We start from the raw sequence: 13,293 nt of genomic DNA on the forward strand, positions 1-13,293 counted from the left end.
GAGTTGCGGTGTAGCGGATAGTTAATCGCGGGTAAGGCGGCGATCCGACTTGCCCGCGAAGCTTCTCAGGCCTGGGCAGTAACGTCAGGCACCAACGGCAACTCCAGGCTGGCGATAAAGCCGCCCTGGGGATGATTGTCCAGGGTCAGGCTGCCGCCGTGGCGTTCCGCAGCGCGCCGGGCGATGGCCAGGCCCAGCCCGTGACCCGGCGCGGTCTGGCCCGGGGCGCGGTAGAAGGGTTCGCCCAACTGACGCAAATGTTCGGCCTCCACCCCGGGGCCGTGATCGCGCACGCTGAGCACGATCCGCTCTCCCTGACGCAATGCCTGCACTTCGATCGGCTGTCCGGCCGGGTTGAAGCGCTGGGCATTGCGCAGCAGATTGTCCAGCGCCCGTTCGATCATGGTCGGCCAGCCCTTGAGGCTGAGCGGCGATTCGGCCTGTATTCTCACCGGCTGTTCCGGGCACGCCAGTTGGGCATCCTTCTGCAGGTTGTCGAGCAGGGCGTTGAGGTCCACCTCTTCGGCGCTGGCGTTGTCGGCATCGACCCGGGCCAGCACCAGGATTTCGCTGATCAGCGCTTCCAGGCGATCGCACTCGCGGGTCAGGCGCGGCCACAGGCGCTCGCGTTCCTCGGTCGTGGCGCGTTCGGCCAGCGCCAGGGCGATGCGCAGGCGCGCCAGCGGCGAGCGCAGCTCGTGGGAGACATCGCGCAGCAACTGGCGCTGGCTGCCGATCAGGCTTTGCAGGCGCGAACCCATGCGGTTGAAATCCTTGGCCAGCACGCCGAATTCGTCGCGGCGGGCGGCCAGGCGGGCCAGGCTGTTCTGTTGGTAAGTGGTTTGCCCCAGGTCATGCACCGCACCGCGCAAACGGCTGAGGGGGCGGGTGATGGACAGGGTCACCAGCAGGCTGAACAGGGTCAGCACCACCAGCGCGATGGTCAGGGCGCTCAGCGGCCACAGCAGGCTATCGCGGTGCCAGGCGTCCAGTTCCGGGTGGGGAATGCGGTAGATCAGCAGGTAGGTGTCGCCGGTTTTCGGGCTGGTGTATTCGGCGGTCAGGCGCCGCCAGGGCAGGCGCCGGTCATCGTTGTTCTGCCGGGCCTCGAGGGCCGCCGCGCGGCGCGGGAAGGTGCCGCGGACCACCGGGTCGCCGGCTTCGTTCAGCACCTGTACGTTGACGTGGTACTGGTGCTTGCGTTGCTCGAGGATCTCCTGAGCGGCGTCTTCGCCCTGTTCTTCGTAGGTGCGCGTCCACTCTTCGGCCAGGGTATTGAGGCCCGGATGGCGACTGAGGATCCAGGCATCCTGGTTCAGCATGTGGCCAAGCAGAATCGACAGCCCTGCAACCAGGGTGATGGCCAGCCAGAAGCTGGCGAGAATGCGCCAGAACAATGAACGCACGGGAAGTCCTCAAACAAGGAAAGCCCAGTGGGGCGCCACTGGGCTATGGGATAAGCGCTAGGTTCTGTACGTAAACTGCCTGCGCGTCGATCATGCTGCGTTAAAAACAGGCTCGGAATGCTCATTTAGGCCCCTAAACTCCGCTTCCTCGCCTGTTTTTGTCTTGCCTGATCGCCGCTCGGCGACTTTCCGTACAGAACCTCGAGCATTATTGCGTTTTTTGCGGCTGTTGCGCTTTCCAGGCCTTGAATTCGGCCCATTCGGCGCGGCGCTCGGCGTGTTTCTTCTGGATGGCGTCAAACTCTTTCTGTTGTTCCGGCTTGAGCAGGGCGCGGATATCCGCTTCGGTTTTCTGGCGCTTGGCGGCGATCTCGTCCTTCAGGGCCTTCTGGTCGGCCGGCGACAGTTTTTCCAGGTACTTCTGCACCAGCTCTTTGCGCTCGTGCATCTGCTCACCCATCAGCTTGCGGATCTGCTGGCGCTGTTCGTGGCTCAGGTCCAGCTGGCTGTAAGGGCCTTTGCCGCGCATGTGTTCGCTGTGGCGCGGGCCATCCATCGGACCCATGGGACCTGCGCCTTCCGGCATGGCCATGGCCACGGTCGGCAGGGCGGCGGCGAACATCAGAGCGATCAGGGTCTTGCGCATGGTGTATCTCCTTGTCTCATTCCCGGTCAGTTCCGGATGTGTGCAGATTACGGAGATCAAGGTCAGCGGCGGTCAGCGAAGGGTAAAGCTTGGGTAAAGACGTTTTTGGCGAAACTGACATAACCCCTGTAGCCGCTGCCGAGCCTGCGAGGCTGCGACCGACCGGCACGGCCGCAGGGATCTTGCGAATGCAGGAGGGCCTGTGGCAGCGGCTACAGGCTCAGGGATCTGTTCAGAGGCTGTAGTAGTAGCCTCGGCTGCGCAGGGCGACGATGCGCGGGCGGCCGTCGGGGTGCGGGCCGATCTTCTTGCGCAGGTTGCTGACGTGCATGTCCAGGCTGCGGTCGTACAGGGTCAGTTTACGGCCCAGGGCGATCTGCGCCAGCTCCTGCTTGTCCAGCGGCTCGCCTGGCTGCTTGAGCAAGGCTTCCAGCAGGCGGCTTTCGGAAACGGTGAGGGTGATGTCCTGTTCGTCGATGCTGACTACGCCGCGTACCGGGCTGAAACACAAGTCGCCCAGCTCCATCTGGCTGGACACCGCGGTCGGGTGGCTGCGGCGCAGCACGGCGCGCAGGCGGGCCGTCAGTTCGCGTGGGTCGCAGGGTTTGGCCAGGTAGTCGTCGGCGCCCAGTTCCAGGCCGAGGATGCGGTCCAGGGGCTCGCCGCGGGCCGAGAGCATCAGCACCGGCAGGTCCGGGTGGTCGTTGCGCAGTTGCTTGAGCAGTTCCAGGCCGCTGCCGTCGGGCAGCATCACGTCCAGCACCACCGCCGCCGGGGCGTGATCGGCCAGGGCGCGCCGGGCGCTCAGGCCATCGTGGCAGGCCCGTACCTGAAAACCTTCCTGGCCCAGCCAACTGGTCAGGAGCTCGCAGAGCTCCTGGTCATCGTCAATCAGTAACAGCTCGCTCATGAATCACTCAATTTAGCCATTGTCGACGCTTCCTATGTCCACCACTGGCGAAGATACCGCAGAGCAGGGCCAATAGCGCTACCCCGGCGCCGGTGACGAACCATTGCTGCTGATCGGTCAGCAGGCGCGGCGCAGAACTGGCCTGGGCCTCGCGCAGTTGCAGTTTGAGGCGCTGGTTCTCCTGGCGCAGGCGGCTCAGCTGGGCGCTTTCGCGCTCGCTGTCGGCGCCCTGCAATTGCCGGGTCAGCTCCTCGCGCTGGTGCTCGCTGTCTTTCAGGCGTTGCTGCAATTCGCTGATCTGGCTGCCGGCACTCAGGGGCAAAGGCGTGGAATGCCCCGGCTCCGTGGTTTCTTCGGCAGAGGCGCTCGCCCCAATCGTTAACATGACCAACAACAGGCACAACGGAGCTTGGCGCATCGGAACTCCTGATTCCAATCGAGTGTTGGGCAAGTTGTCGGCAGTCAAGCGAGAATAATGAGCGATTGAGAGCGCGATGAACCCATAAGGTTCACCGCGGGGGGGAGAGGATTTACGGCAGGACTTGCTTGAACGGCTTGACCACGACGCTGGCATAGACACCGGCGGCGACGTAAGGGTCGGCATCGGCCCAGGCCTGGGCGGCGCTCAGCGAGTCGAATTCGGCGACGATCAGGCTGCCGGTGAAACCCGCGGCACCGGGATCATTGCTGTCGACGGCAGGGTGTGGCCCGGCCAGTACCACGCGACCTTCGGCCTTGAGCTGCTGCAACCGCTCCAGATGCGCCGGGCGCGCGGCCAGGCGGTTTTCCTGGGAGTTGGCGACGTCTGTAGCAATGATTGCGTAAAGCATGTCAGTCCTCGGTTTTCGAAGTGGTGGGTTCGGTGTCGTGAAGATGGCGCGACAGGTAGATGCCCTGGCCGACCAGGAACAGCACGGTCATGCCCAGGCTGCCGAAGACCTTGAAGTCGACCCAGATGCTCTGGAAGGTGAAGGCGACGAACAGGTTGGCGGCGCCGCAGAACAGGAAGAAGGCGATCCAGGCGATGTTCAGGCGGGTCCAGACCGGATCCGGCAGGGTCAGCGCGTGGCCCATGATGCGCTTGATCAGCAGGCGTTCGCCGATGAAATGGCTGCCGATAAAGGCCAGGGCGAACAGCCAGTTGACCACCGGCGCCTTCCACTTGAGGAAGGTTTCGCTGTGGAAGGCCAGGGTCAGGCTGCCGAACACCAGGCAGGCGACCAGGGTCAGCCACTGGCTTTTCTCCAGCTTGCGCTGGGAGATGAACAGCGCGCCGTATACCACCAGGGAACTGATGATCAACACCGCCGTGGCGCTGTAGATTCCGCCTACGGTCAGTTGTTGACCGGCAATGTCGACGACTCGGGGATCGATTTTGTAGACGATGAAAAACAGGAACAGCGGGATGAAGTCGATGAATTGTTTCACAGTGGCAGCCAGAAGCAGGATGTGGCGGCATAATAACAAACATCCATGGCAGCGAAAGCGCCAGCTGACTTGAGGTTGAACAGTCCCGTGAATGTTGATTTGCACTGCCACAGCACGGCCTCCGATGGCGCCCTGGCGCCCGCGGCTCTGGTTGCGCGTGCGTTCGAGAAAGGCGTGCGAGTCCTGGCCCTGACCGATCATGACACCCTGGAAGGCCTCGACGAGGCTCGCCTCGCGGCCCAGGAACTGGGCATGCAGATGGTCAATGGCGTCGAATTGTCCTGCACCTGGGGTGGGGCAACCATTCATGTGCTGGGCTACGGTTTCGACGTCAATGCGCCGTCATTGGTCGAAGCCATCGGCAAATTGCACGATGGCCGCTGGCTGCGGTCCGAAGAAATAAGCCGCAAGCTCGCGCTCAAAGGCATGCCGGGCGCCCTCGAAGGGGCCCGGGCGATCCAGCAGGAGCTGGGCGACAGCGGCAATGCGCCGGCCCGGCCGCACTTCGCCGATTACCTGGTGCGCGCCGGTTTCGTGAAGGACCGCGCCGAAGCTTTTCGCAAGTGGCTGGGGGCCGGCAAGCTGGGCGACGTCAAGCAGCACTGGCCGACCCTCGAGGAAACCGTCGAGACGCTACGCGCGGCGGGGGCCTGGGTCAGTCTGGCCCATCCCTGGCACTACGATTTCACCCGCAGCAAACGTCGCCGCCTGATTGCCGACTATATTCAAGCAGGTGGCCACGCGATCGAGGTGGTCAACGGCCATCAACCCGCCGAGCAGGTGGGTAGCCTGGCCATCCTTGCTCGGGAGTTCGGTCTGCTGGTGAGCGCCGGCAGTGATTTTCATGGCCCTGGAGGCTGGTCCGAGATAGGCGAGTATCGCCCTGTTCCGGAGGATCTGCCGCCGCTCTGGTGTCGGTTCAAACATGACCCAATTATTGCCGCCGTCTGAACAGGTAGAGAATGTGAGTCAATTTTTCCAGATTCATCCGGAAAACCCGCAACCGCGCCTGATCAAACAGGCTGTCGAAATCATCCGCTCAGGTGGCGTGGTGATCTACCCGACCGACTCGTCCTACGCCATTGGCTGCCAGATCGGCGACAAGAGCGCGGTCGAGCGCGTGCGGCGCCTGCGGCAACTGGATGACAAACACAACTTCGCGCTGATCTGCAGCGACCTGTCGCAGCTGGGCCTGTTCGCCAAGATCGATACCGGTACCTTTCGCCTGCTCAAGGCGCATCTGCCGGGGCCTTACACCTTCATCCTCAACGCCACCCGCGAAGTGCCGCGGCTGTTGCTGCACCCGAAGAAACGCACCATCGGCCTGCGGGTGCCGAGCCATCCGATCGCCCTGGCGCTGCTGGCCGAGCTCGGCGAGCCGCTGATGAGCGTCAGCCTGATCATGCCCGGCGAAACCGAGCCGATGAACGATCCTTATGAAATGCGCCAACTGCTCGAACATCAGGTCGACCTGATCATCGATGGCGGTTTTGGCGGCATCATGGCCTCCACCGTGATCAACCTGGCCGATGGCGAGCCGGAAGTGATCCGTATCGGCTGCGGCGACCCGGCTCCCTTCATGGTCGAGGCCTGAATGTCCGCAGTGGAACACGTCGACGACCAGGCCGGAGCGCAGCAGGAGCTGCCCTTCGCGATGGTCTACGGCCAGGCGGTCATGGAAATGCCGCTGGACCTGTACATTCCGCCGGACGCCCTGGAAGTCTTTCTCGAGGCCTTCGAAGGCCCGCTCGACCTGCTGCTGTACCTGATCCGCAAACAGAACATCGACATCCTCGACATCCCGGTGGCGGAAATCACCCGCCAGTACATGGGCTATGTCGAATTGATGCAGTCGGTGCGCCTGGAGCTGGCCGCCGAGTACCTGGTGATGGCGGCCATGCTGGCCGAGATCAAGTCACGCATGCTGTTGCCGCGCTCGGCCGAGGTGGAAGAGGAAGAGGAAGACCCGCGCGCCGAACTCATCCGCCGCCTGCAGGAATACGAGCGCTTCAAGGCCGCCGCCGAAGGCATCGACGGCCTGAGCCGGGTCGGCCGCGACGTCATAGTGCCCAGGCTCGACGCCCCGGAAGCCCGGGCGCGCAAGCTGTTGCCGGATGTCGCCCTGGAAGAGGTGCTGATGTCCATGGCCGAGGTGCTGCGCCGTGGCGATATGTTCGAAAGCCATCAGATCAGCCGCGAGGCGCTGTCCACCCGCGAGCGCATGAGCGAGGTGCTGGAGCGGCTCAAGGGCGGAGGGTTTGTGCCTTTTGTCGAGCTGTTCACCGCGGAAGAGGGGCGCCTGGGGGTGGTGGTGACTTTCATGGCGATCCTCGAGCTGGTCAAGGAATCCCTGGTCGAGCTGGTACAGAATGAGCCTTTCACGGCTATCCATGTGCGGGCGCGAGCCGAATAACGAGCTGAAACAATGAATCTGAATGAACCCCGCGAGCTGGCGCCACTGCTTGAAGCCTTTCTGTTGGCCTCGGGAAAACCGCAATCCATGGAGCGTCTGTTCGAGCTCTTCGAGGAAGGCGAACGGCCGGACCCCGCAGTCTTCAAGAAGGCGCTGACGATCCTTGGCAAATCCTGCGAAGGTCGGGCCTTCGAACTCAAGGAAGTGGCCTCCGGTTATCGCCTGCAAGTGCGGGAAAAGTTCGCGCCCTGGGTTGGCCGGCTGTGGGAAGAACGGCCCCAGCGGTACTCCCGGGCGATGCTGGAAACCCTGGCGCTGATTGCTTACCGCCAGCCGATCACCCGCGGCGAGATCGAGGATGTGCGGGGCGTGGCGGTCAACAGCCAGATCGTCAAGACTTTGCTTGAGCGCGAGTGGATTCGGGTGGTCGGCTACCGTGACGTGCCGGGCAAGCCGGCGATGTTCGCCACCACCAAGGCGTTTCTCGATCACTTCAACCTGAAGAACCTCGACGACCTGCCGCCGCTGGCCGAGCTGCGCGAAATCGAAACCGAGCCGGTCCTCGACTTCGACGACGTGCCGGTGCCCGCCAGCCTGCAAGCCCTGGCCGACGCCAGCGCCGAGCCGGAAGAACCGAAGGAAGAGACCAGTTTCCACACCTTGCTGCTGGAACTGGACTCGATGGAGGAGGGAATCAAGACCGACTTCGACGATCTGCATCGCGATGGCGCGGTTGAGTCGTCCGGGGACGACTCTGTTGCCGACGCCGAGGTGGACGCCGAGATCGACCCCGAAGCGCAGACTGGTACCGAAGCCGAAGCCGAAGCTGAAGCCGAAGCCGAAGCCGAAGCCGAAGCCGAAGCCGAGGTTGCAGCGCAAGTCGAGCACCAAGCGGAGCTCGAAGCCGAGCACGAGGCCGAACTCGAAGCAGACGCTGGCGATGAGCAGGAGGCCGATGAGGATGTGCTCGGCGTCGCCGAAGCCCGCGCCAAGCTGCTGGCCGCCGTGGCGGCACTGGAACCGCCTGCTCCGGAGCTGAGCGACGAAGAGGCCGAAGCCCTGGCGCTGGCCGAGGCCATCGAGAACGAAAGACGCCTGCTGGAAGACGATTGAGTCCGCCTCTGTAGGAGCGAGGCTTGCCCGCGATAAAGGCTGATGCGGTGTGCCAGACATGCCCTGGCGTTGCCGATCGCGGGCAAGTCGGATCGCCGCCCGCTCGCTCCTACAGGTCAGCCGCCCAAGTGCCTGCGCTGCCACCGGCCAGCGGAAAAACCGGTAGGCCGACACTTATCGGCTAGTCTCTGATGCGCAACCGGCGCCATGAGCGTATGATTCGCGACCCTTTGGCGATCCCTTCGCCACAAGGCCTGTTTTTACTAGCGTTCAGGCCACTCAAGCCTGAATCGACACACCGGGAGGTGCCCAGATGAGTGAAGATCAGCAAGACCAGCAGGAAATCGGCCCAGCAGGCGAAAAGCTGCAGAAAGTCCTCGCCCGTATCGGCGTCGGCTCGCGCCGTGACGTGGAGTCCTGGATCAGCCAGGGCCGGATCAAGGTCAATGGCAAAGAGGCCACCCTTGGCCTGCGCGTCGACCTGCATGACGCCATCTCCATCGATGGCAAGGTGATCAAGCGCGAAGAAGCGTCCGAATCGGTCCGCCGCGTGATCATGTACAACAAGCCCGACGGCGAAATCTGCACCCGCGACGACCCGGAAGGCCGTCCGACCGTGTTCGACAAGCTGCCGCGTCCGCGGGAAGGCCGCTGGATCAATATCGGTCGCCTCGACATCAACACCACCGGCCTGCTGATGTTCACCACCGACGGTGAGCTGGCCAACCGCCTGATGCACCCGTCCTATGAAATGGACCGTGAGTACGCGGTACGTGTGCGTGGCGAAGTCGACGACGAGATGATCGAGCGCCTGAAAGCCGGCGTAATGCTCGAAGACGGCCCGGCCAAGTTCACCGACATCCAGCAGGCTCCAGGCGGCGAAGGCTTCAACCACTGGTACCACTGCGTGGTGATGGAAGGCCGCAACCGTGAAGTGCGTCGCCTGTGGGAATCCCAGGGCCTGGTGGTCAGCCGTCTGAAGCGCGTGCGTTTCGGTCCGGTGTTCCTCAACTCCGACCTGCCGATGGGCCGCTGGCGCGAAATGAGCCAGTACGAAGTGGACGTCCTCAGCGCCGAGGTTGGCCTGACCCCGGTGGCGCTGCCGCAGCTCAACGCCAAGAGCAAGGACAAGCTGGAGCGCATGCAGCGCAAATCCTCGCGCCCGGTGGGCAAGAGCGAGCGTGTGCGGACCCTGCGTCCGGCCCATGGCGCGCCTGCCGCCGGTGCTCCGCGCCCGTCGCGCGAGCCGCAGATCGAAGGCGAGCGTCCGGGCCGCAAGCCCGCGCCACGCCAGGATGGCGAGCGCGCTCCACGGGCGCCGCGTCCGGCTGCCGGGCGTGGTGAGTCGGGTCGCGGTACGCCAGTGGCGGATCGTCCGAGCGACACCAAGCGCCCGGCCAAGCCAGCGCCGAAGTCCAAGCGTCCGGGCATCGTCCTGGTCGACAAGGACGCACCGTCGGGCAAGCGCCGTGGTGCCCCGGCCGGTTCCGGCCAACGCCCGGGTTTCGGCCGCCGCAAGCCTGAGTGAGGCAGCCTTGAGCTGCAAGCTGTAAGCAACAAGAAAAAACGCCAACCTCAGGGTTGGCGTTTTTTTTGCCTCTATGTAGCCGCTGGCGCAGCGCTGCGCCAGCGGCTACAGGCTCAGAACACAAACCTGCCATCGAACACTGGCTTATCGTCCAGCGCCAGCACCCCGCTGGCAAAGATCAGGTCCAGGTGATGGCTGCCCTTGGCGCCACCGCCCAGTCCCAGGTGCAGGCCGCAATGGCGCTCCTCGAACCCCGAGTTGCGCGCGTAGAGGTCTTTCACCCCTTCGTTGGTGCCGATGCCCAGTTCCTCGATGCGCCGGTTGGACGGGTTGGCATCCAGGTACTTGTTGAAGTCCTCCGCCAGCCCCGGCACATCGGTGGCGATGCGGCTGATGGTGGAGTTCTCGATCCACAGTTCCAGCGGCGATTGCAGCACGCCGTATTTGCGCGCGAAGGGGATGGTGCCGAGGAAGGTGCCGACGAATTTCACCCGGCCATTGATGGCCTCGCTGTGGCTGGCGATCTCTCCGGGCGCCAGATCGTAGTTGCCCACGCCGTTGATGTTGGTCCACTTCTTGATGCTGTCCAGCGGCGCTTCGAAGTACGAACCGTGGTCGTCGCGAAAGCTCAGGGTGGTGGCCTCGGACATATGCTGGATCAGGGTCGCGTTGAGCTCGGCGATGCGTTGCGGCTCGACGCTGAAGGTGTCGTAGAAGTAGTCGCCGTAGTCCTTGAACAGCAGCGATTTCTTCCAGTTTTCGGCCATCACGCCCTGCAGCGCCTGGATGAATTCCGGGCCTTGCGGGCGGGGTGGCGAGAGGGTGGAGGAGTCGTAGAAGAAGATATACAGATCGCAGTCGGCGATGGCCTGGGTCAGCATCGAGGTGGTCTCGAGGTCGAGGCGCAGGGCGGTAAAATGGAAGGGGTCGCCGGCCTGCTCGATGATGGCGGCGCTGGTGGCGGTGTACTCGGCGGTGTGGCCGATCAGGACCCTGGCGCTCTGGCGGTCGGTCAGGGCCGGATGGTGTTCGAGGTAGTAAAGGAAATGCCGGATGGCTGCGGTGTTGTCCATGGATCCTCCCTGACGGACAGCGAGTGAAGGCAGGAGCGACCGCCGGGCCGCTCCTGTCTGATGGCCGTTTTTACAAAGGCCACATCGCCGTGCCGAACGGTACTATCGCATCGGCCTGCATCATTTCCACCGCGGCCTCGTGGGTCGCTGCTTCAAACCAATCGTCCAGTTGCAGTTCAGTGTCCAAGTCTTTTTCCAGTGCTTGCATCGTGAATCTCCTAGATGACTTTTTCGGATAAAAGCAGTCGGTGAGACGGCTCGGATGTTCCACGGGGAGTGCTTGAAAACCCCAGTTGCTCAACTTGGCCGCTCGGCTTGCCGGGGGTGTGGTCCGGCAAGTGGCTGGAAACCTAGTCCAGGGTTTCTTGAAATGCAAAAAAATAATTGAATTATTTTTATTGGACTTTTTTTTCTGTTTTTTGCACTGGAAAATTATCAAGGGAAAACAAAAAACTGAGCGAGCAGACAGATAAAAAAGCACTGGCCGTCAATTTGCAGTCGCCGCTGGCGCCGATCTGAAGTGGAAAAAATACGTTCCGCCTTGTAAAGAAATACTTACGAAAAAACCGCTGTCGAGTCATGGAATCGAGCCTCGTCCAGCGCTGTAAGAAAAACCTTCCGTCGCGGCTTCGATACCGCCTGCCACCGGGCTTCAAGCCGCTTGTTCCGCGGCCTCAAGGCGGGTGTGATGCAGCCCATGCCTGTGTGCAGGTGCATAACAAGAAGGAGGCGCAATGAACGCCGTGACTCACCTCAACCGATTCCCACCGAAGGACGATCCCTGTCGTACCTTCGTCGACGACCCCGACGGGTCTGTCCCGAACCTTGCCGCCGATGCCAAGCATCGAGCAGGCCCCGTGCGATTCCGGCACCCGACGCGCTGATAAGCCGCGTCTGGCGGCAGGGAGTCAGGGGTGTACAATGCGCGGCGTTTTAACTGTGACCCAACTGCGTATCCGCGCATTTTGCGCCCCAACGACTGCTTTCGACGCATGACGAGCCCTGGCTCGAATGCTTGAGACACGCTCCCAAGGCCAATAATTTCAAGGCTATCCGCCTTGTTCACTCCGCCGCGTCACAAGCGTGGTGGGTTCGATTTCGTCACAGATAAAAACAAACAGGTGACGCATGACCGTTAAACAAACGCTGAACTCCTGGTGCCTGCGCTGGGGTTTGATCCGCGCTGCTTAAGCCTGCTGTCGGCTGCAACGTCTATCGAACATCATCAAACCTTGCGTGAGACCCTTTTCATGAGTGGACAAAACTCGCATTCAGGCGAGCTGAAACGCGGCCTGAAAAATCGCCATATTCAACTGATCGCCCTGGGCGGCGCGATCGGTACCGGATTGTTCCTGGGCTCCGCTGGCGTGCTCAAGTCGGCCGGGCCGTCGATGATCCTCGGCTATGCCATCTGCGGCTTCATCGCCTTCATGATCATGCGCCAGCTCGGCGAGATGATCGTCGAAGAGCCGGTGGCCGGTTCCTTCAGCCATTTCGCGCACAAGTACTGGGGCGGTTTCGCCGGTTTCCTCTCGGGCTGGAACTGCTGGATCCTGTACATCCTGGTGGGCATGTCGGAGCTGACCGCGGTCGGCAAGTACGTGCACTACTGGTGGCCGGACGTGCCGACCTGGGCCTCGGCCGCAGCGTTTTTCGTGCTGATCAACCTGATCAACCTGGCCAACGTCAAAGTCTTCGGTGAAGCCGAGTTCTGGTTCGCGATCATCAAGGTGGTGGCCATCGTCGGCATGATCGCCCTGGGCAGCTACCTGCTGGTCAGCGGTCACGGCGGCCCACAGGCCTCGGTGAGCAACCTGTGGGAACACGGCGGGTTCTTCCCCAATGGCGTCAGCGGCCTGGTGATGGCCATGGCGATCATCATGTTCTCCTTCGGTGGCCTGGAGATGCTCGGCTTTACCGCGGCCGAGGCCGACAAGCCGAAGACCGTGATTCCCAAGGCCATCAACCAGGTGATCTATCGCATCCTGATTTTCTACATCGGTGCCCTGGTCGTGCTGTTGTCCCTGACCCCATGGAACAGCCTGCTGGAGACCCTGAATGCCTCCGGCGATGCCTACAGCGGTAGCCCGTTCGTCCAGGTGTTCTCGATGCTGGGCAGCGACACCGCGGCGCACATCCTCAACTTCGTGGTCCTGACCGCGGCCTTGTCGGTGTACAACAGCGGCACCTACTGCAACAGCCGCATGCTGCTGGGCATGGCCGAGCAGGGCGACGCGCCGAAAGTCCTGGCGAAGATCGACAAGCGCGGCGTGCCGGTGATGTCGATCCTGGCCTCGGCGCTGGTGACCTTCGTCGCCGTGGTGCTCAACTACCTGATCCCGCAGCACGCCCTGGAGCTGCTGATGTCGCTGGTGGTCGCGACCCTGGTGATCAACTGGGCGATGATCAGCTACTCGCACTTCAAGTTCCGCCAGCACATGAACCGTACGAAACAATCGCCGCTGTTCAAGGCGCTGTGGTACCCCTACGGTAACTACGTCTGCCTGGCGTTCGTGGTGTTCATCCTCGGCATCATGCTGATGATCCCGGGCATCCAGATCTCGGTGTACGCGATTCCGGTCTGGGTCGCTTTCATGTGGGTCTGCTACGGCATCAAGAACAAGCGCAGCGCGCAGCACAGCCTGCAGGCGGCCAACGCTTCGCTGAAGTGACGCCTGCGCAATAACGGAAAACCCGGCTTCGGCCGGGTTTTTTGTGGGCGCTGCAAATCCGCAGGCGCGGTATCCTGAACGCCCTGAACGCGGATTCCTTTTCC

14 protein-coding genes are annotated in these 13,293 nt (G+C 62.7%); 6 read left to right on the top strand and 8 right to left on the bottom strand.

What is annotated here, in order from left to right; genetic code table 11:
- Positions 1 to 65: 65 nt before the first annotated feature.
- The 6 genes from H0I86_RS07770 to H0I86_RS07795 all read right to left on the bottom strand — a co-directional run bounded on the left by H0I86_RS07770 (position 66) and on the right by H0I86_RS07795 (position 4,390).
- The gene (locus H0I86_RS07770) at positions 66 to 1,406 is read right to left on the bottom strand and encodes a sensor histidine kinase (protein ID WP_180924598.1); all 1,341 of its coding nucleotides are present in this window, start codon (positions 1,404 to 1,406) and stop codon (positions 66 to 68) included.
- Positions 1,407 to 1,614: 208 nt separating this feature from the next.
- Positions 1,615 to 2,052 (bottom strand): Spy/CpxP family protein refolding chaperone, encoded by a 438-nt coding sequence (locus H0I86_RS07775; RefSeq protein WP_180924599.1) that lies wholly within the window; start codon positions 2,050 to 2,052, stop codon positions 1,615 to 1,617.
- Between the two features lie 232 nt (positions 2,053 to 2,284).
- Positions 2,285 to 2,962: a response regulator transcription factor gene (locus H0I86_RS07780; RefSeq protein ID WP_009047656.1), complete on the bottom strand. Its 678-nt coding sequence runs from the start codon at positions 2,960 to 2,962 to the stop codon at positions 2,285 to 2,287.
- Positions 2,963 to 2,969: 7 nt separating this feature from the next.
- Positions 2,970 to 3,380 carry an SH3 domain-containing protein gene (locus H0I86_RS07785; RefSeq protein ID WP_180924600.1) on the bottom strand — a complete coding sequence of 137 codons (411 nt, stop codon included), beginning with the start codon at positions 3,378 to 3,380 and terminating at the stop codon, positions 2,970 to 2,972.
- Between the two features lie 112 nt (positions 3,381 to 3,492).
- Complete coding sequence (locus tag H0I86_RS07790; RefSeq protein WP_180924601.1) at positions 3,493 to 3,792, bottom strand: YciI family protein; 300 nt, start codon at positions 3,790 to 3,792, stop codon at positions 3,493 to 3,495.
- A gap of 1 nt (position 3,793) precedes the next feature.
- Complete coding sequence (locus H0I86_RS07795; RefSeq protein WP_180924602.1) at positions 3,794 to 4,390, bottom strand: septation protein A; 597 nt, start codon at positions 4,388 to 4,390, stop codon at positions 3,794 to 3,796.
- Positions 4,391 to 4,477: 87 nt separating this feature from the next.
- Here H0I86_RS07795 and H0I86_RS07800 point away from each other — a divergent pair, with 87 nt between their 5' ends.
- The 5 genes from H0I86_RS07800 (at position 4,478) to rluB (ending at position 9,444) form a co-directional block, all read left to right on the top strand.
- The gene (locus H0I86_RS07800) at positions 4,478 to 5,341 is read left to right on the top strand and encodes a PHP domain-containing protein (protein WP_180924603.1); all 864 of its coding nucleotides are present in this window, start codon (positions 4,478 to 4,480) and stop codon (positions 5,339 to 5,341) included.
- A 13-nt stretch (positions 5,342 to 5,354) separates the two neighbouring features.
- The gene (locus H0I86_RS07805; protein ID WP_009042694.1) at positions 5,355 to 5,984 is read left to right on the top strand and encodes an L-threonylcarbamoyladenylate synthase; all 630 of its coding nucleotides are present in this window, start codon (positions 5,355 to 5,357) and stop codon (positions 5,982 to 5,984) included.
- Complete coding sequence (locus tag H0I86_RS07810; RefSeq protein WP_490618442.1) at positions 5,985 to 6,803, top strand: segregation and condensation protein A; 819 nt, start codon at positions 5,985 to 5,987, stop codon at positions 6,801 to 6,803.
- A gap of 12 nt (positions 6,804 to 6,815) precedes the next feature.
- Positions 6,816 to 7,916, top strand: a complete 1,101-nt coding sequence (scpB, locus tag H0I86_RS07815) for an SMC-Scp complex subunit ScpB (protein ID WP_180924604.1) — start codon at positions 6,816 to 6,818, stop codon at positions 7,914 to 7,916.
- Positions 7,917 to 8,229: 313 nt separating this feature from the next.
- Positions 8,230 to 9,444: a 23S rRNA pseudouridine(2605) synthase RluB gene (rluB, locus tag H0I86_RS07820; RefSeq protein ID WP_016702275.1), complete on the top strand. Its 1,215-nt coding sequence runs from the start codon at positions 8,230 to 8,232 to the stop codon at positions 9,442 to 9,444.
- A gap of 113 nt (positions 9,445 to 9,557) precedes the next feature.
- On the opposite strand, the gene H0I86_RS07825 is transcribed toward rluB, so the two are convergent.
- Both H0I86_RS07825 and H0I86_RS07830 read right to left on the bottom strand, forming a co-directional pair.
- Entirely contained in the window at positions 9,558 to 10,517 is a 960-nt protein-coding gene (locus tag H0I86_RS07825; protein ID WP_180924605.1) for a CgnE/CgnB domain-containing protein, read from the bottom strand.
- 70 nt (positions 10,518 to 10,587) lie between these two features.
- Positions 10,588 to 10,725, bottom strand: a complete 138-nt coding sequence (locus tag H0I86_RS07830) for a hypothetical protein (protein WP_180924606.1) — start codon at positions 10,723 to 10,725, stop codon at positions 10,588 to 10,590.
- Between the two features lie 1,042 nt (positions 10,726 to 11,767).
- On the opposite strand from H0I86_RS07830, the gene H0I86_RS07835 reads away from it, so the two are divergent.
- On the top strand, positions 11,768 to 13,189 hold the full coding sequence (locus H0I86_RS07835; RefSeq protein WP_009042698.1) for an amino acid permease: 1,422 nt from the start codon (positions 11,768 to 11,770) through the stop codon (positions 13,187 to 13,189).
- Positions 13,190 to 13,293 lie beyond the last annotated feature (104 nt).

The organism is Pseudomonas chlororaphis subsp. aurantiaca (assembly GCF_013466605.1).
In the GTDB taxonomy this organism is placed as follows: domain Bacteria; phylum Pseudomonadota; class Gammaproteobacteria; order Pseudomonadales; family Pseudomonadaceae; genus Aquipseudomonas; species Aquipseudomonas chlororaphis_I.

Bases quoted from the DNA above. Each gene is read 5' to 3' on its own strand.
- H0I86_RS07775 (WP_180924599.1), bottom strand. From the start codon at position 2,052: ATGCGCAAGACCCTGATCGCTCTGATGTTCGCCGCCGCCCTGCCGACC.
- H0I86_RS07780 (WP_009047656.1), bottom strand. From the start codon at position 2,962: ATGAGCGAGCTGTTACTGATTGACGATGACCAGGAGCTCTGCGAGCTC.
- H0I86_RS07785 (WP_180924600.1), bottom strand. From the start codon at position 3,380: ATGCGCCAAGCTCCGTTGTGCCTGTTGTTGGTCATGTTAACGATTGGG.
- H0I86_RS07790 (WP_180924601.1), bottom strand. From the start codon at position 3,792: ATGCTTTACGCAATCATTGCTACAGACGTCGCCAACTCCCAGGAAAAC.
- H0I86_RS07810 (WP_490618442.1), top strand. From the start codon at position 5,985: ATGTCCGCAGTGGAACACGTCGACGACCAGGCCGGAGCGCAGCAGGAG.
- scpB (WP_180924604.1), top strand. From the start codon at position 6,816: ATGAATCTGAATGAACCCCGCGAGCTGGCGCCACTGCTTGAAGCCTTT.
- rluB (WP_016702275.1), top strand. From the start codon at position 8,230: ATGAGTGAAGATCAGCAAGACCAGCAGGAAATCGGCCCAGCAGGCGAA.
- H0I86_RS07825 (WP_180924605.1), bottom strand. From the start codon at position 10,517: ATGGACAACACCGCAGCCATCCGGCATTTCCTTTACTACCTCGAACAC.
- H0I86_RS07830 (WP_180924606.1), bottom strand. From the start codon at position 10,725: ATGCAAGCACTGGAAAAAGACTTGGACACTGAACTGCAACTGGACGAT.
- H0I86_RS07835 (WP_009042698.1), top strand. From the start codon at position 11,768: ATGAGTGGACAAAACTCGCATTCAGGCGAGCTGAAACGCGGCCTGAAA.